The 17,121-nt window shown below is 48.0% G+C and carries 17 protein-coding genes; 2 read left to right on the top strand and 15 right to left on the bottom strand.

The window, feature by feature from the left end:
• Positions 1 to 41: 41 nt before the first annotated feature.
• The 5 genes from H6G46_RS12685 to H6G46_RS12665 all read right to left on the bottom strand — a co-directional run bounded on the left by H6G46_RS12685 (position 42) and on the right by H6G46_RS12665 (position 7,252).
• Positions 42 to 1,823 carry an ABC transporter ATP-binding protein gene (locus tag H6G46_RS12685; protein ID WP_010871895.1) on the bottom strand — a complete coding sequence of 594 codons (1,782 nt, stop codon included), beginning with the start codon at positions 1,821 to 1,823 and terminating at the stop codon, positions 42 to 44.
• A gap of 253 nt (positions 1,824 to 2,076) precedes the next feature.
• Positions 2,077 to 4,476 (bottom strand): hypothetical protein, encoded by a 2,400-nt coding sequence (locus H6G46_RS12680; protein WP_010871894.1) that lies wholly within the window; start codon positions 4,474 to 4,476, stop codon positions 2,077 to 2,079.
• Positions 4,477 to 4,551: 75 nt separating this feature from the next.
• Positions 4,552 to 5,634 carry a prepilin-type N-terminal cleavage/methylation domain-containing protein gene (locus tag H6G46_RS12675; protein WP_010871893.1) on the bottom strand — a complete coding sequence of 361 codons (1,083 nt, stop codon included), beginning with the start codon at positions 5,632 to 5,634 and terminating at the stop codon, positions 4,552 to 4,554.
• Entirely contained in the window at positions 5,585 to 6,061 is a 477-nt protein-coding gene (locus H6G46_RS12670) for a type II secretion system protein (RefSeq protein ID WP_010871892.1), read from the bottom strand. Before H6G46_RS12670 ends, H6G46_RS12675 begins: the two co-directional genes overlap by 50 nt.
• A gap of 48 nt (positions 6,062 to 6,109) precedes the next feature.
• Positions 6,110 to 7,252: a prepilin-type N-terminal cleavage/methylation domain-containing protein gene (locus H6G46_RS12665; RefSeq protein WP_010871891.1), complete on the bottom strand. Its 1,143-nt coding sequence runs from the start codon at positions 7,250 to 7,252 to the stop codon at positions 6,110 to 6,112.
• A gap of 555 nt (positions 7,253 to 7,807) precedes the next feature.
• Between H6G46_RS12665 and H6G46_RS12655 the strand changes: the two genes are divergently transcribed.
• Entirely contained in the window at positions 7,808 to 8,428 is a 621-nt protein-coding gene (locus H6G46_RS12655) for a Crp/Fnr family transcriptional regulator (RefSeq protein ID WP_223211340.1), read from the top strand.
• Between the two features lie 142 nt (positions 8,429 to 8,570).
• On the opposite strand, the gene H6G46_RS12650 is transcribed toward H6G46_RS12655, so the two are convergent.
• The 10 genes from H6G46_RS12650 to H6G46_RS12605 all read right to left on the bottom strand — a co-directional run bounded on the left by H6G46_RS12650 (position 8,571) and on the right by H6G46_RS12605 (position 16,071).
• A complete protein-coding gene (locus H6G46_RS12650) occupies positions 8,571 to 9,878 on the bottom strand; it encodes a DUF58 domain-containing protein (protein WP_010871889.1) in 1,308 nt (435 codons plus the stop codon).
• 247 nt (positions 9,879 to 10,125) lie between these two features.
• Complete coding sequence (locus H6G46_RS12645) at positions 10,126 to 10,773, bottom strand: Na(+)/H(+) antiporter subunit B (protein WP_010871888.1); 648 nt, start codon at positions 10,771 to 10,773, stop codon at positions 10,126 to 10,128.
• A complete protein-coding gene (locus tag H6G46_RS12640; protein WP_010871887.1) occupies positions 10,770 to 11,369 on the bottom strand; it encodes a DUF4040 domain-containing protein in 600 nt (199 codons plus the stop codon). The genes H6G46_RS12645 and H6G46_RS12640 overlap by 4 nt, the downstream gene beginning before the upstream one ends.
• Positions 11,338 to 11,634 (bottom strand): monovalent cation/H(+) antiporter subunit G, encoded by a 297-nt coding sequence (locus H6G46_RS12635; protein ID WP_010871886.1) that lies wholly within the window; start codon positions 11,632 to 11,634, stop codon positions 11,338 to 11,340. The genes H6G46_RS12640 and H6G46_RS12635 overlap by 32 nt, the downstream gene beginning before the upstream one ends.
• The gene (locus H6G46_RS12630; RefSeq protein ID WP_010871885.1) at positions 11,631 to 11,924 is read right to left on the bottom strand and encodes a hypothetical protein; all 294 of its coding nucleotides are present in this window, start codon (positions 11,922 to 11,924) and stop codon (positions 11,631 to 11,633) included. The genes H6G46_RS12635 and H6G46_RS12630 overlap by 4 nt, the downstream gene beginning before the upstream one ends.
• A complete protein-coding gene (locus H6G46_RS12625) occupies positions 11,879 to 12,271 on the bottom strand; it encodes a Na+/H+ antiporter subunit E (protein WP_010871884.1) in 393 nt (130 codons plus the stop codon). Before H6G46_RS12625 ends, H6G46_RS12630 begins: the two co-directional genes overlap by 46 nt.
• A complete protein-coding gene (locus H6G46_RS12620; RefSeq protein ID WP_010871883.1) occupies positions 12,268 to 13,755 on the bottom strand; it encodes a cation:proton antiporter in 1,488 nt (495 codons plus the stop codon). Before H6G46_RS12620 ends, H6G46_RS12625 begins: the two co-directional genes overlap by 4 nt.
• A 49-nt stretch (positions 13,756 to 13,804) precedes the next feature.
• Positions 13,805 to 14,155 (bottom strand): cation:proton antiporter subunit C, encoded by a 351-nt coding sequence (locus H6G46_RS12615; protein ID WP_010871882.1) that lies wholly within the window; start codon positions 14,153 to 14,155, stop codon positions 13,805 to 13,807.
• A 111-nt stretch (positions 14,156 to 14,266) separates the two neighbouring features.
• Positions 14,267 to 15,730, bottom strand: a complete 1,464-nt coding sequence (locus tag H6G46_RS12610; protein WP_010871881.1) for a cation:proton antiporter — start codon at positions 15,728 to 15,730, stop codon at positions 14,267 to 14,269.
• A complete protein-coding gene (locus H6G46_RS12605; protein WP_010871880.1) occupies positions 15,727 to 16,071 on the bottom strand; it encodes an NADH-quinone oxidoreductase subunit K in 345 nt (114 codons plus the stop codon). Before H6G46_RS12605 ends, H6G46_RS12610 begins: the two co-directional genes overlap by 4 nt.
• Positions 16,072 to 16,285: 214 nt before the next feature.
• On the opposite strand from H6G46_RS12605, the gene H6G46_RS12600 reads away from it, so the two are divergent.
• Positions 16,286 to 17,002 carry a DUF2301 domain-containing membrane protein gene (locus H6G46_RS12600; protein ID WP_010871879.1) on the top strand — a complete coding sequence of 239 codons (717 nt, stop codon included), beginning with the start codon at positions 16,286 to 16,288 and terminating at the stop codon, positions 17,000 to 17,002.
• The last annotated feature ends 119 nt before the right edge of the window (positions 17,003 to 17,121 follow it).

Below are 17,121 nucleotides of genomic sequence, written 5' to 3'. Positions count from 1 at the left end.
AGGGTAAGGATTTCAAAAATCCGATTATCTCCGGACTGGAGCTAACTAACCCCACTCCTTAGCCCCGTTTGCACCCGCCACAGTTTGGCATATAGTCCTTGGTGAGCCAGTAGGCTTTCGTGGCTGCCCATTTCTTGTACCATGCCGTTTTCCAGCACGTAAATTTGATCGGCATAGCGCACAGTGGAAAGGCGATGGGCAATGGTAATGGTGGTGCGATTTTTGGTGATTTTTTCCAGGGAACGGACAATGGCCGCCTCTGTTTCGTTGTCCACCGCTGACGTGGCTTCATCCAAAATCAGAATGGGAGGATTTTTTAAAATAGCCCTGGCGATCGCCAACCGTTGCCGTTGACCACCGGAAAGTTTTTGTCCCCGTTCGCCAATAATGGTGTCGTAGCCCTGGGGTAACTGGTTGATGAATTCCTCTGCCTCCGCTAGGTTGGCCGCCCGTTCAATTTGGGCCAAAGTGGCGTCAGCACTGCCGTAGGCAATATTCTCCCGCACCGTACCGTGGAATAAAAACACGTCCTGGCTTACTAAACCGACACTGCGCCGTAAATCCCCCAGGAAATATTTCTTCAGATCCACCCCGTCTAGGAGAATGTCACCGCTATCCCATTCGTACAGTCGCAGTAATAGTTTGACCAGAGTGCTTTTTCCCGACCCCGTTGCCCCCACAATGCCGATGGTTTGCCCCGCCGGTACCCTTAGGGAAACATTTTTCAACACCGCTGAACGATGGGGATAGGCAAAGCTAATATTTTGGAAAACTAATTCCCCTTGCACCTGGCTAGGATGGAGGCTTAATTCCCCCGGATGAGCTTGAATAGGAGTTGCTAAAAGTTGCATCACCCGCTGGGTGGAAGCCATGGCCCGTTGATATAAATCCAGAGTTTTGCCCAAACCCGTCAGCGGCCAGAGTAGTCGTTGGGTTAAAAAGACCAACATACTGTAACTGCCCACCGCCAAATTACCCCGCACCGCATCCAAACCACCGAAGTAGAGAATGGTGGAAAAACCGGCAAAAATAATCACCCGAATTAAAGGCACAAAGGCCGCACTCAAGGCGATCGCCCGTTGATTACTGTCCCGATAGGCATCACTGTCTTGCCGGAGCCGTTCCACCTCTTCCGCTTCGGTGGCAAAACTTTTGATGGTCATAATGCCGCTGAGGTTATTGGACAAACGGCTGTTCAAATTACTGACCTTTTCCCGCACTAGGGCATAACGGGAAGTGAGCAAAGACTGAAAATAGATCGACCCCAACAGCACAAAGGGCATGGGCACCACCGCCATCCAAGCAATGTCCGGGGTAATGACAAAAAATGCTCCACCAATCACCACCACTGTGGTCAGCACCTGCAAAATTTCGTTGGCCCCCACATCCAAAAACCGCTCCAACTGGTTGATGTCATCGTTGAGAATGGCCATCAGCCGCCCCGTACTCCTTTCCTCGAAATAGGCCAGGTCTAGCTGTTGCAAATGGGCATAGGCATCCAGGCGCAGATCGTGTTGGATATCCTGGGCGAGGTTACGCCAAAGCCGCTCGTAGGCATACTCAAAAATTGATTCCAGGGCCCAAATAACCGCCGAAGCCACCGTCAGCACCAACAGTTGGCTTTGTACGGAAACAATGCCCCAACGGGACAGGAAAGAATCCTGCTGTTTGATCACCACATCCACGGCTAAACCAATTAGGGCCGGGGGAGCCAGATCAAAAATTTTGTTCAGCAATGAGCAGGTTACCGCCCAGTAAATTTTGGCACGGTGGACCCGGCTGTAATTTAAAAGGCTGAGGAGGGGGGCAATGGGTTTAGTCACAGAGTCGGCAAAGACAAAAAACGATGATTCTAGGCTGAGGCACCATCTAACACAGTACAGCGGAAGTCCTTTTTCTGCCCAAGGGTATGTTTGAGAAGTTTAGGGTGATGTATTTCCCCCAAAAAGTGACCCATCCCCAAATTCTCTCTCTAGGGCCGATTAGTAGCCATTTTCAGACGCCAAAAAAATGCTCAAATGTAGCCATTGAAATAGTGGTCTCCTGGACTAGTTACGGGAGATAAATATACAAGTTTTACTGGTCAAAATTACGGGAGAAGCCCTCTTGTTTCAGAAATACAAACCGGGGAGACAGGGGCGGTAAATTCTTGGCATTATTGAATCGGGTATCATAGCGCCAATCTCGATTGGGTGCACCATATACCTGATTGCTCCATCGCCCCGTAACCCGCTCGGGTAATCCTGTACTAACAAAAGATCCTCTGTAGGTCAGGGTTCTCCCACCCCAATTTTCGTGGAAACGGGGATAGTTTTCTAGCCCACCATTGTAGCCGGGAGTCAGAGTTGAGTTAGTTATATCTGTACCAGCCAAAAATGCCGTGTTAACTGTTGTATCCTCCGAGACTGGGGCCGTCGTAAGAGAAGCTTTATTGAGCTGGAAATCATTATTAAGTCGTAAACGTGAAAGAACATTTAACGAATCAGCCAGTACACTTGCTGGTTGCCAATTGACAGTGTTGTAATTTCCCACCACATAGACTGCCTGATCACTGACAAAGGTTAAACCTGTGGGATCAAAGTTATTTGTAGTTTCTGCCAATCCTGGCAATTGCCTGCCCCCAACCAACACAAATCCGTAGGGACTAGCATTGGTGTTGGGGTTTGGGGTAGCACTGGCACTAACAGTGGCATGAAAAACTAAACCATTACTACTGGTGTCGGAAGCCGCTAAACCTAAGTTTTGGAAAGAATTCAGAGGAGCGGCATTATCTGCTGTGGCCGTGGTAAATAATAGTTGATTGGCAGAAATTAAGCCTGTACCAGCATTATCAAGATACCATCCCTGAAAATTCCAAACGGTCAAACTTTCTAAATTTATTTGAAGCAGGCGCATGGTTCTCGGATTACCTCCGTCACGCTCGCGGTTATTCACAAAGCTTAGTCCAGTAGCGGTGTAACCAGTGGCGGCAGGATCCCTATACTGAATGGGGGCACTGATAAAACAACCACCAGCTAAATCAGCAATTTGATTGGGAGTCAAAGGCAGTATCAAAGTTTGTTGAGCAGTATTCAAAGTCCCGAAGAGAATATTTCTTATCCCTGTTAATGCAGTAGTGTTGGCATTTAAGTTGAGAGGATCAATATCAGAAAAACGAACATTGGTAGCGGAAAAAGGAACTGGGATAGTTTGAGAGAGAATTGCTATACGGAGTGTATCTGATAGACCAGTTGGTAGAGTCGCAATTTGAGCTGGAGTCAGACTTGAACCAACACGAGTACAAACTCCTGCTGTTACTGCTGCCCCTGTTGCCAAAACGGGCTGACGTAAACTGGCCAATTGAGCATTGGTCAGCGTTGTAGAAGTTCCAGCGCCAAGCGCATCGCGTTTAGTAGCTGTGACATCAAACGGAATTATGGTCGTGCCAATACCAGGAACATTAACACCAGTTTTCTCTGGAGCATAAACAAAGTTGATATCAGCTTGTTGAGCATAGTTACCCCCAACCCCCAAGGTACTAATGGTGGGAATGGACAATGCCTCTACCCCCAGTTGTACTTGGCTTCCCCAACTGGCATTAACATTAGCCGGATTCATGGCCGCTGTTGTTTGGGTAGTGCCTCCAGTCCCTCCAGACAACAAATTAATCAAAGTTCCTGCTCCATTAGCAATTCGTACCCGGCCATCAGGATAAGTAGAATTATCATTTTTACGATGATTAAAAAGCTGATTACCAACTGTGACTTGCCCTGTAATTGTCAGACCGTTGGGTGCATTGTTGTTAGCCCCCAGAAAAAGATCGCCATTAGTGTGAACCGGACCTTCTAAGTCCATGCGGGCACCAGGCAAAATTTCTAAATCGTTGGCGTAGAAAGCGGCAAACTGAAACATGGGAATTTGCCTACTTTTTACCACCATTTCGGTCATGGCAATTACTTCGTCAGGGCTAGCACCTTCTTTAGCGCTAACTGCACTGATGGCATAGCGACTTTCCAGCATATTCAATCCCTGAAAAGTATCCCCTGGGGGCACTGTGCCCTGGGTAGCCACGCCATTGTTTTCTGGTACCACATAGCTGTAAGCCAGAATATTGGCTGTAGCGTCATCGGGGGAAGCAAAACTCGCCACCTTGCAACGGAAATCCCCGGTCCCCAAGTTAGACTGCTGTAGGCATTGGTCTAAAGAGCTAGGACTGGTGCCGCTAGGATTTCTATCACTCAGAAAAACTTCCCGTAATTCTTCTACCCGCATATTCAGGGCTCCTTCTGCACCGTAGAAACCACTACTTCCTATGGCAGTTCCTTTAGACGATAGGGTATGAAGCTTGGCTAAAATAGCATAGGCTACCAACAAACCGGAGAGGGTAATTAGTAGAGATACGACCAAAAAGAGCATATAACCCCTAGGGTTACTCTTAGGATTTCTAGAGAATAAAAATAGAGTCAGACGAAGATTACCAATCGCTTTATTTTTCATGACTTTAGTGAGTAAAAATAGCTGTAAGCAGAGTTATAAGAAGATAGAATAGACAAAAAATTAGGCTATATTGCTCTAGAAGTTAATCAAATTCCGTGGATAAAAAGTCTGAGTTTGGGATTTACCATTAATCTGGCTAACATTGCTGGCGGATAAGCCAGGAGTATTTTCGCCAATGCCGGGACGACTGGTAACGTTAATACCATTAATTTGGGACCAATTGTAGGTTGTAGTTAGGGCAGGGGCGCAGGTAAAAGTGCTAGTTTGGGGAAGAAGTCTAGTGCAATCGGAAGGAGTATTGTTTTGTATGACTGTGGCGGTAACAGTAAACTGACCGACGTTGTCAATAACATCAATGGAAACCCCATCAATAGTTGCTTGCAGAGTAGTTCCATTGAGGCGATAGCCCCGTTCTTCTAGAATTAGCAATTGGGTTGATCCGCCGGCAGTGTAATTATTAGTAAGGTTTCCCGTAACTCCAATGGCAGCCGAAGCTACCTGCCCTGAGGTTGGAGTCCCTGCGATGGCACTTCCCCCTGCGTCATAAATTGCTTCACTGGCATAGTTAAGAAATTCTCCTTGCCCATTGCCGTTGTAGATATAAACCCGTAGGTTGCCGCCATTGCTCTCTCGATAGCTTTTCCACTGGGCCAAATCATCAGGATAATTGTCTCCATTGCCATCTACAGGAGCACAACCAGCGGGAGGAATTTCAGGGGTTTTAGTACTGTCATCAGTGGATCGCAAGACAGTAATTTCTGTCTGGGCACCAGCGGTTACATCTTCACAAACCCTCAATCTGGTGGCTATTTTTAACTGACGGACAACGATTTCTGAATTAGTCGAACCAGTGGGAAAAGGTTGAATAGAAATAACTGGAAAGTTGGGATCTGTGCCAATACCTTCCCCCGCTTGGGTTATGGTGGGGCCCACTATTTCAAATACCGTTTTTAGATTTTGATTGGTGTCATTTTTAGCCGCGTCTTTTAAATACATTTCACGATTTACGGAGAAGGCAAAATAAGCTAGCTGAATTAAAATGCCGCCGATAATTACCCCAACAATTAGTTCAATCAGGCTCACACCACGGTTATTTTTTTGCTTGAATTTAGGAGCGGAGACGAGAAAAAACAGTTTGTACACGATAGATGGTTTCATTGGGATTATGGGGGGCTTTAACTTCAATTAAAATTTGGCGGGCAAAATCGTTTTCTCCCACCGTTGTGGAACAAGTCCCGTTGGGATTATCAGGATTCAAAATACTGCTTCTCGTGCAAATATATTGGTCAGCTTGGTATTTATTCCCGTTTTGTTCAGGCAGATTGGTTAATACTGTTTTGCCTAACTGGGCGTCCAACTCAGTCATGCTTTGACTACGGAGGTCATTCATCACGCTATTCGCTACGGATGTGGCACCGGTGAGTTGGCGGTTTTTTGCGTTCTGTAGGCCAAAGTTCATAAAAGCAGGCAACATTGCCGTTAAGGTAATGCTCAGGACAATAAGAGAAACCAGATTTTCCGTCAGGGTAAATCCACCCTTCATCGGTCTAGGATTGAAAATTTTCCATAGTTGTTTTGCTGACATGAACTGAGATCCTGTAACTAAAAAATGTTTGGTTGAGAATGTAGGAAACTATTTTTTACCCTCATTTTCTTTGCTGTCTTTCTCCTTCTCTTCTTTTTCTTTTGCTTCTTTCTCGGCTTTCTCTTTTGCTTCTTTCTCGGCTCGGCAAGGAGCACCTGGAGCTCCGGTAGGACATTCATCGTTATCCTTGTCGTTGGGAGAACAACCTTCGGGGCCATTACCTACGCCGTTATTGCATTTTTCACTAGTGCCAGTTTCACCTCCGCTAGTTTCAGTTTCGCCGCCGCTAATTTCAGAGCCTTCACCACCAGTACCGCCTCCCCCTGTGGGACTTTCACTACTGGTGGGACTTTCAGAACCTGCACCGCCGCCACCGGAGCCGGAGCCCATGGCGATCGCCGTCGCATTCATCGCCCCACCGGGGAAAATTACCACCTTGGCTTCTTCATTGGTGCGGGGATTGGTTAAAACCAAATCAAGATTGCTGGTCATCATACCGTCGGCATCAAACAGGCTGACTAGACCACGGCTGTTAATGCAAATAGACCAATTTTCCTCCGCCGCATTGTCAAATTTCCCCACCATGCGGATATCTGCGTTGTTTTGGGAGACTTTCTTGTTGACATTGAGATCTTCGTCCAGAAAGGCACTGTCATTCTTCCAATTTTTCACAGTTTCCACCTTTGTCCCCACTGCTTTCTCCCCCACCGGAGCCCCAAGGGTTATGGTGCTATTGCCAAAATTAACCGAGAGCGCATCCGCTTCTGTCCCCCCCACCTTGAGGCGATCGCCAATGGCAAATCCACTCACATCATTCAAGGCAATGGTGGTATCGGTCGCTAGGGAGGCTTCCCGCAGAGTGGCATTGGCCTGGCAACTACCGCTTCGGATCCTTTGCACCTGGATTGCTTGACTAGGATTGTTGGGATTAGCAGTGATGCGATAGGTGGACGTACTATTTACTGCCCTAGTTCTAGCGGTCTTGATGACGCTCTGCAGGCGGTCTTGGCTATTCTTGAGCGGATTTTCGTACCATGGCTTAGCGTTGACCACAATCCCAGACAGAATGCCAATCACCACCACGACTACTACCAACTCCATGAGGGTGTATCCAGAAACAGGGGCAGTCCTTTGGTCGTTCCTAGCCAAAAGCAGAATTGAGCGGAGCTTGAAAAATGGAGACTTGTACATGGTCGATTGGGGTTTTTGGGAAGTCAGCAAAGACCGTGGGGAAGTCTTTTATTGGTTTTTCTGGGTCAAATTTCAGGTTAATAGCTAAGTGCTTAAAGCTCAAATAAAGGGATTTTAAATTTCTCTTAAAGGCAAACAAAGGGGTTCAAGTCACAGGGAATAGATGGGGGGGAGGGGGATTGTAGGAAGGTGAAGTATGGGCCTAAAAACGAAGTTTTAGAGAACATCTCTGGACTATTGCTAGTCAAATTAAACACATATTGTCATAGGATGGGTGACAACTAACATCACCTAGATGATAAGTTAATTTACAACAAATGATTGTTAGCCAGCTCACCAAAACCTGTGACAATAAACACCAAAACAGTTTACTTGTTTCTATAATTTTCCCTGAAACTGGGGTTTGAGAGGGTCTAGGGGAGAATTTAGTTATTGTTTGGATATATTGTCATGGCACCACAAAAGCCGTCAACAAAACAACTTAAACAGTTGGCCAGTGAGATTTCTTTTTTTCGGTCTATATCGAAAGATTTGTTGATCGCAAACATAAATTATTTGAGTTTTCGTAATTATCCCTGCAGTCAATCAATTTTATTTGATAACTATTACGGCGGGTCGATTTACTTTATCGCTGAAGGTTGGATCAAAGTATGTGCTATTGGTGAATCTTCAAAAAATAGTATCTATACTATTTATGGCCCGGATGAGATTGTAGGGGCGATCGCCGCAGTGGAAGAAGACTGGAATCCTAAGGAGGCGGTCACTCTGACTCCAGCCAAGATCTGGAGTATTCCCACCCAAGATTTTCTAAACTTGCTCAGGGAAGATCCCCAAGCCGGTATTCAGGTAGCGATTTTTGCATCTAAACGTCTTAGAAGACTCAACCAATATTTCCGCCTCAGGGAATCAGATAGCGTGACAAAAGTAGCCCATATTTTGCTGGAACTAGTGGGACATGGGAAAAAAACAATAAGCACCAAAAAGCATAGGGTATTAATACCGAATTTGCCCCATCGGGAAACAGCTATGCTCAGTGGAGTTACGAGGGAAACTGTCACCCGAACATTGGGTAAATTGGAAAAAAAAGGCCTGATTTTGCGCCAGGGGGCCACCATTGAAATTCTCAACTTGGACTTGCTGCAGCAACTAGTTAGTGGCAATCCCACTTCGATCTGATTTTGGTTAATTCCCCATGGGTCGAAAAGTCCGCTGGAGCGGTCAAGTTGCCGAGGCCAAACCTCAGCAGTTGCCCTTGTACGACTGGTTAATCTCCCCTAACCTTCCTTGATTCCGAATCTGGTAAACATACTTTGAAGGTCTAGAGCAGAGTGCGGGCTTTGAGTTGTAGGTAACGATCCACCAATTGTTCACTGACTTTGTCCGCCGGAGCATCCAACACTAAAACTCCTTTTTGCTTCAGCTTTACCAGGGCCAATTGCCGCTGTTGCAAAAGGTTAATGGCCACTGCTTGTTGATAGGCACCACTAACAGTAGTGGCCGGAGCATGGGCTAATTGATCCACCTGGGGATCCCGCAAAGTGACACAAAAGGGTAGATAACGGGGCGCTAGCTGGGTGAGGGCAGTGAGCAATTCCTGCGAAGCAGTGGGATCGATTAAATCGGTGATGCATACCACTAGGGCCCGTCGGGTTTGTTGTTGCACCAGTTTACCGATCGCCGCGCTATAATCCGGTTCCCGCAACACGGGTTGGAGGGGACTCAGGGTTTTTAATAATTTGGGTAAATACTGCAAACCCCGCTCCGGGGGTAACCAACTGACCACTTCCCGGTCAAAGACCCCTATCCCTAGGCGATCGCCACGATGGAGGGCCGCCACCGCCAAGGCTAAACTGGTATTCAACCCCCAATCAAATCGCTGTAATCCTTGCACCCAAGCGGTCATCAGCCGGCCTCGATCCAGCAAAATAATCACCGTCTGTTCCCGTTCTGGTTCCAACACCCGCATGAGGGGAATGCCCCGGCGAGCACTAGCTTTCCAATCTAAGTACCGTAAATCGTCCCCCGCCTGATAATCCCGTAGTTCCCGAAATTCCGTACCTAAACCGAGCTTCCGCATTTGTCTTAGGTTGCCCGTGGTAGCTTGGGCCAGGCGGATGGTCAAGGATTTTAGGCCGATTAAATCTGGGTGGACCGTCACCGTTTCTCCCTCCCCTACCGTCCATTGTTGCCAAGTCAGTTGCCAGGGACATAGTTGCCGCACATTCACCTTGCCCCAAACGTATTCCCCCCGCTGACGGGGTTGCACTTGGTAACTTAACTGGGTGCTTCCCTGGGGTAAAATTTGGGCTGTCTTTAACTCGTCCATGGCCAGAAATGGGGCGGGATAATCATCCTTGATTTTAGCGATCGCCGTGGGGCCAGAATTTTCCAGTGTGATGGTGACAGGGTTTTCCCGACCAATGGAAAGGGGTCCCAGAGGTTGCCGTTGCACTGTTATTTTTTGCTTTTTGCCTCGAACATAGTCAATGGCAGTCAGCAGCAACAGTAGTAAATCTGCTAAAACCAAGGCCCCCACTGCCCTAGGAACCGTATCAACTTGAGCTACCACCATAGCTCCACCGCCAATGAGCATTAGACAAATATAAAAGCGGAGAGTGGGAACCATGGCCTTACCGAAAACGGGGAAAAAATTTGATTACAACACCATTGTTAGAGCGTGTTTCAAAAGTCGAGTTTTGGCCGTTTAATCCCCCCTAGCCCCCCTTGGGAAGGGAGGAAATGTTACCAAAGTCTCCCTTTTTAAACCGGAGCCTTAGTGAGGAGATTTAGAGAAATACCTAGCCTTGCACTTTTCAAACACTTTCCAGTGGGGAAATTTGCGGTTAGCTAACCCCAGACCAACGCATCTCAACTCACAATAACCCCCGATAGCGGATAAAGACCAAAATCGCTCCCCAGGAACCGATCGCCACTTTTAGGGCCACCACCATGTTCAACAGAGGAATCCAGCCCGCATTATCCAAGGGAAAATTAATGCCCAGCAAACTCAGGGCGGCCAGAACGAGGAAAATCAACACCGATAACTTTTCTACCTTGGCGGCTTGCCATTTTTCGTACAGTTGATGCAACCATTCCGGCGAAGAAATAATGGCCACTAGACCAATGGCGGTTCCCCCCGCTACCCCGGCCGCAAAGCCTCCCCCCGGACTAAGGTGACCCCGGATGGCCAATTCTATGCCAATCAGCAGGGCAATCATGGCCCCCAATCGGGCCAGCACCACCGACGGAGCATCGCTCACTTGATAGACCATAGCGGCCGGCTTTTCCTCCGCCATCAAAAAGCGCACCCCCATAATGGCAATGGTAAACACCACCACCTCCAGCATGGTGTCGTACAAACGATTGCGGAAAATAATCCCCGACACCACATTGGGCGCTCCCGTTTGCTCTAGCAAATTCTCCACCACCGCCACTTCTTCTAATGGTTCTACAGCATTGCCCGTGATGAACAACATTTTGGCGTAGAACAATAGGGCCGCAATTAGGTAAACAATTTTCATTGGGCAACCTCCGGGGAGTATAGAGGGGGAACAGGACTGGTACTAGCAGGCACAAATTTAACGGCGATCGCCTGGGACACTAGGGCCGGAGCGAGAATTTCCTGCAACCGCACCACGGGGGTATTTAAAATGGCCACATCGGCTTCATACCAACAATGGATAGCCCGGGTTTGCCAAGCTTCCGTCAAACTGGCTAAATCTTCATAGGCAATAATTTCTAACCGCAAATGGTAAGGGGCGATCGCCTGGGTAATAGCCTGTTCATCTTCTGGGGCAATCAATTTTTTGCCGTCATCACCATCGGGGGGAGCAATGACCCCTAAACGCAGCACCAGGGAAGACCGCACCGCCACTGCAAACAGGGTAACGGATAACATGGTTCCCACCAACGCCTCTGTCAAGGCCACATCCGCTGCTCCCAACAGTGTATAAATCAGGGCCGCCACCGCCCCCAAAATCCCCCGCATTACCAAGGCCTGGTAGGGATTGCCTTGAATTACCACCAACAAAGCGCAAAAAGGCAATAGGGGGGTAAAAGCTAAAATTTCCGTTTGGTCTGCCAAATTAAACATTAGTGCGCTTCTCCCCGGTGGCACAGTAGGCCAACACGTAACCCAGAATGGTATTCCATAGACAAAGACAAATGATAGCTAAGAGCAGGAGGGGCCATTCCCGGGGCAGTTTCAGAAATAGCCCCACCACGATCGCCATGGAGCCGAGGGTGTCCGACACCGTTAGCAGATGGAGTTTAGTAATGACCGATCGCCGACTTTGAAGTAGGGGAAAAGTACCAAAGAGCCAAAAAAGAATGCCCATGGCCAGAAAACCGTTAGTCAGCCAGTTAATGATGGTGGTGATCATAGGGCCTCCATCCGGCGAATTAATTGGGCCAAAAGCATCAAAGCCGCATTACCGGCACTGAGAATTAAAACCCCCACCATGCCAATCATCCAATCGTCCCGCAACACCGACACCACCAAAATGATGATTGATGTTTTAGTGGCAACACTGGCAAAGGAGAGCATTTTCACCCAAATATTGCCCCGTTGCAGGGTGGCCAAGAGCGGAATAAACACCGCCAGTAACATAGTCCAGAGTAGAACAGTCATTTTTCTTCCTTCTTGGGGCCAAGATAATGAATTTCGTACCATCCCTCTTCGTGGTATTTCAGCACCAGGGTTTTGGGGGTAAAGGTAATTAGGAAAATATCCAGAAAAATTAGCCCCCTAGTTCGTTGGGGGGAAAATTCCTGCCGTTCAACCCACGTTCTGGTGTGGGGCTGGAGAATCATTTGCCAAGCTTCGATGTAAGCCTGGGGAATGGCCAGCAGAATTTCCTTAAATACCCTCAGCCCATCCCGCAAAACATAGGGAGGTATGGGTCGACGGGGAATTAACAGGGCCACGATCAGGCCGATGAGAATATTGCCCGGACGGAGATTGCCCGTTAACAAAAACCAAATGCCCAGCCGTAAACCAATATCAAGGAGTCCAGTCATATTAATACCGAGCTGAAAAGTAACATCAACATTATGGCCATGGTGCCGATCAGATGATCCAAGCGTTCCCCCCAATCAGGTGGTTGCCAAGGAATTTTCCGCAAACCCCACCAGTAAATGGCTGAACCCAGCAGAAAACTAGCGGTGGCTTTGATGCCGTTCTCCATGGAAAAAGCTTCGGGATAAATGACATTGCCCAAGGTTAAAGCCCCCAGCAGAAGAAGCACCGCTAAAAACAGGCCCCAGGGGGATTTGTCCAGGTCAACATTCTTGTCAAAGCTAGGGATGAGGAAAATAAATTTGGCCAAAATAATTGCTGTGCCCACCCCCGCCAAGTTCATTAAAATTCCCGTCCAGGGCAGTTCATTGAGGCTGAGGGTCTCCAGGGTCAGGGTTTTAGCTTCAAAGCCCGCCAGGATGGGTAAGCCAATGATAGAGGAACTGGCCAATACCATGGGCAACCATAATTTGTAGGAAATAGGTTGGGCCTGGAGTTTATCCAAATCTCGTTCCGGCAGACTGCCCACCAACAAAAATAGGCAAGCCTTAGCTAAGCCATGGGTCAACGCATACAATCCCCCCACCGCCGGGGCTACCAAAATAAAACCCATTTGGGAAATGGTGCTGTAGGCCAAAATGCGCCGACTATCCCTGGCAAACATGCCCAAGCCCATGCCCAACAGAGCGGTGGCAATGGCCAGACCCCACACCATCATGGCCAATCTTTCCGACAGGGAAGCAAAGCGCAACAGGGGTAAAATTCCCGCTTTAACCACAATGCCCGACAACAGGGCCGCCACAGGAGCACTGGCAATGCTACTGGTTTGGGGTGACCATAACCCAGAAAGAAAAATTTCCCCCTTAATTAACAGTCCTAAAAAAATAAGGGCGATCGCCTCGTAGGGGGCAGTGGCTAAACCTTGGAAATCCAGGGAGTTAGTGGCCTGATAAACCAACATCACCCCGATTAAATAAAACAACAAGGCCGTGTTGGTAACAAACAAATAACGCAACCCAATCCAACTGCTGGCGGCCTGGCGGGGGTAAATAATTAATAAAAAGGAAGATAAACCCACCACCTCTAAACAGACGTATAAACTGATTAAATCCGTAGATAAAAAAGCAGCATTGAGACTAACGTGGAGTACCATTAATTGGACATAAAAAAAGGTTGTCCTTGGGGAAGCCCAACAGTAAAGTAACACCGCTAGGGTAACTAAACCATTGGTAAGCAGAAAGTAACTCCCTAAATTGTCCAACTGCAAGAGAATGCCAAACCTATCCATTAACTGCCATTGCTGGGCATTGGGGAGGGCAAAACCCACCGCTGCCAAGAGAATGGTGCCCAGGGTCATCAGTAGGGCCGAGGGCCGCACCAGGGGACGAAACAGATAGCCCCCAAAGGCTCCCATCAGTGCCAAGACCAGGAGGGCGACGATGGCAATTAATAAATTGTTAGGGGCGATCGCCGTGGGAAAATTCATGGAAAAAATGGGTTTAAAAGCCTGATGTTAAACAATAAATTAACTTCGATTAAGACCAATATTCCCTTTCGATGGCGGCAATTTCTAAAGTGGGGTTTTCCTTGGCTAACTTCATGGCAATGACCAACATTAAAATTTGGGTAGAGAAGCCAATAACAATGGCTGTGAGAATGACTGCCTGGGGCAAGGGATCGGCGTATTGTATGGGGTCAGAGGAAACTTCCGCTCCCACAATGGGGGTAGTGATTCCGGTGCGGGCAGCAACGAGACAATAATAGGCAATTACTCCGGTGCTAATTACATCCATAGCCACTATTTTCATCAGTAAATTACGCTTATAAATTAAGCCTAAAAAACCAATCATTACGGCTGCGAAAATACAGGCTTCTGGCCCTAACATTACCCACCTCCCTCAGTTTGATTAATCTCCCCAGGTTATCAAATGCCATCGTTCTTTGCCCAATGGGATGGCTAAACCCCAGAGTCTGAGTTGTAGTAGTGGCAAAAGTAGTCATACTAAAATCCAGGCAAAGAGAATGGTTAAACTGATGCTCATCATGCCGAGCAGATGGTCAACCTGTTCTCCTTCATCGGGCAGTTTTAGGGTTAGCCTTTTGACCACGACCCAATATAGTCCTGCCCCCACCACGCAGGTCAGGGTAGCTTTGATTAAATTACTGGGGGTAAAGGCTTGCCAGTAAACCACATTACCCACGGCCAAACCGCCGAGTAACACCACCAACGCTAGGCCTAAGCCCAGGGGATAGGTTTTACCGACAAAGGTTGGTTTCAGGAAAACGAATTTGGAAAAGGAAATGGCTGTACCCACCGCGGCAATGTTTAAGGCGATCGCCAACCAGGGGGGCAATCCTTTGAGGGTCAGGGTTTTCGCTTCAAAGCCCGCCAGTAGGGGAAAACCGGCAATGGAAGAACTGGCCAGAAGCAGGGGAACCCAAAAACCAGCGGCAATGGGAGTTTTCTTCAGAACTTTGAAGTCCCGACTGGGCAAATTCCCCGCCAACAGGAAGAGGCTAGATTTCACTAAACCGTGGCTGAGAGCATAAAAACCGCCAGCAATGGGGGCCGCCAACACAAAGCCCATTTGGGAAACGGTGTGAAATGCTAACATTCGCTTACTGTCCTTGGCCAGCATGGCATAGACCACTCCAAATAACGCCGTGGCTACCCCCAAAATTTGTACTAATAATAGTAGTTGATCGGACAATAAAGCACAGCGCAATAGGGGCAAAGCTCCTGCTTTAACCACTGCCCCTGATAGCATGGCCGAAACTGGTGTGGCCGCTTCCCCATGGGTTTGGGGCAACCACAGTCCCGCCAAAAAAATGCCCCCTTTGGTCAACAATCCCAAAAATATCAGGGCGATCGCCTCTGGGGGAGCTTGGGTTAAACCGCTAAAAGCAAAGGATTGATTAGTTTTATAAACCAGTGCTACCCCGATTAAATAAAACAACATGGCAGTGTTGCTCAGCAGTAGATAGCGCAGTCCCAGCCAAATAATTCGGGGTTCCCTAGGATAGGTCATCAGGCAAAAAGCGGCGATCGCCACCACTTCCAGGGCCACATAAAGACTCATAAAATCCGCACAAAGAAAAGCGGAATTAAGGCTAGCGTGGAGAATGATCAGTTGGGCATAAAAAAAGGCTGAGCGGCCGGTATTCCAGCAATAGACCAACACCGCCAAAGTCACCAGGGCATTGGTCAAGAGGAAATAACCCGATAGGGCATCCAGTTGAAAAACAACGCCAAAACTGTCTAACAAATACCAAGACTGGGCTTCCGGCAAAGAAAATCCCAAATAGGCTAAAAATCCAGTGCCAAAACAGACGGCCAAAGTCAAAAAACGAATGGTGGCAGGCAATAAATAGCCAGTGAAGCCCGCCATCAAAGCCAAGCAAATGACCACCGTGGCCCAGGGCGCCGCATTAAATTCCGCTGAAACTGCAAATAGGGTCATGGCCAGTACTGTTTTTCAATCGCCTTTACTTCTAGGGTGGGATTTTCCCGGGCCAGTTTCATGGTGGCCACCAACATCAACGCCTGAATCGATAGACCAATCACAATGGCTGTGAGGATAACTGCTTGGGGAACGGGATCGGCATAGGGAATGGTGGATTCCTGGCTAGTGACAATAGGAGTAAGAAAGCCAGTGCGGGAAGCGATCAGGCAATAGTAGGCAATGACTCCAGTGCCCATCACGTCCATGGCAATGATTTTCATAAACACATTAGATTTATAAATCAGACCTAAAAAGCCGATGATCACAGTCACAAAAATACAAGCCTCTAGGGCGACCATGGCCCGCTCCTCCTTATTTATTCGTTTAGACCAGCACAAACCCAGACCAATCAGGCCCGAATAATAGTTTGGCAATCATTTACCTTTAGTTATGTAATTTAAGTTTTAGATTGCATAGATTCTATCCTTGTTTTGGTACCAATAGCAATGGCGATCGCCATAAAATCCCCTGATGGAGGGGGAGGCCTGGGATAATTAGGATTAATGGTTATCCATGGCTGAAAATGGTCTGAACTGTGCTGATTCTGGAGCAACGATTATGCGAGAAAGTACCTCTGTTAACCCCACCTACCAAGGGCAATTTGGCCCCTTCACCGTCAATGACCACGATCGCCGGGAAGTAATTCTCTACCGCACGGGGCTAGCTTTGGCGGCCGGGGGATTTAGTTTGGGGGTGGCCCTAGCTTTAGCCCAACCTTTTCAGCCTTTGGCAGTTAACTTTCACCTAGCCACGGCTTGTTTTTGGCTGATGACCGGGGGTTTGGGGTTGAGTCTCTGGACCATTCACATTTACCTAGCGGTGCTCCACCGCACTTTGCAAATTTTTTGGGCGATCGGTACCACGGCGGCCCTCTATTTCAGTTTTGCCTACCCAGGGATTCTAGTGACTACAGTCTATGATCAACCCTGGACCATTCTTGGGATCGGCTTTACTTTTGCCGCCCTGACGGGAATTTTCTTCAAGGAAGCATTTTGTTTTAATCGTTTGGAAACTAAATTTCTAACCGCCATTATTCCGTTGTTACTGTTGGGACATTTGGCCGGAATATTGCCGTTGACCGTGGCCAAAGGGGGACTGGTCTCAGCCAGCGTTCTATTTCTCATCTTTGTGGCCAGAAAGGTAATGCAACCCCTTGACCCAGATATTGGCGATAAGTCCGTATTTACTTATCTAGCGGAGCAACGAAAAGCGGCCCAAAGTTCCCTTTAGAACGTGTTTGGAAAGTTTTATTCCGCCCCCTAAATCGACCCACTAAAGCTCCGGCAATATGGGGGACTTTCACTCAGTTTCCCCCAAAATTTGGGGGGTCAGGGGGGCTTTTAAAACAG

It is taken from the genome of Synechocystis sp. FACHB-908 (assembly GCF_014698595.1).
Taxonomy (GTDB): domain Bacteria; phylum Cyanobacteriota; class Cyanobacteriia; order Cyanobacteriales; family Microcystaceae; genus Synechocystis.
This window is presented reverse-complemented; position numbering and strand designations above follow the sequence as displayed.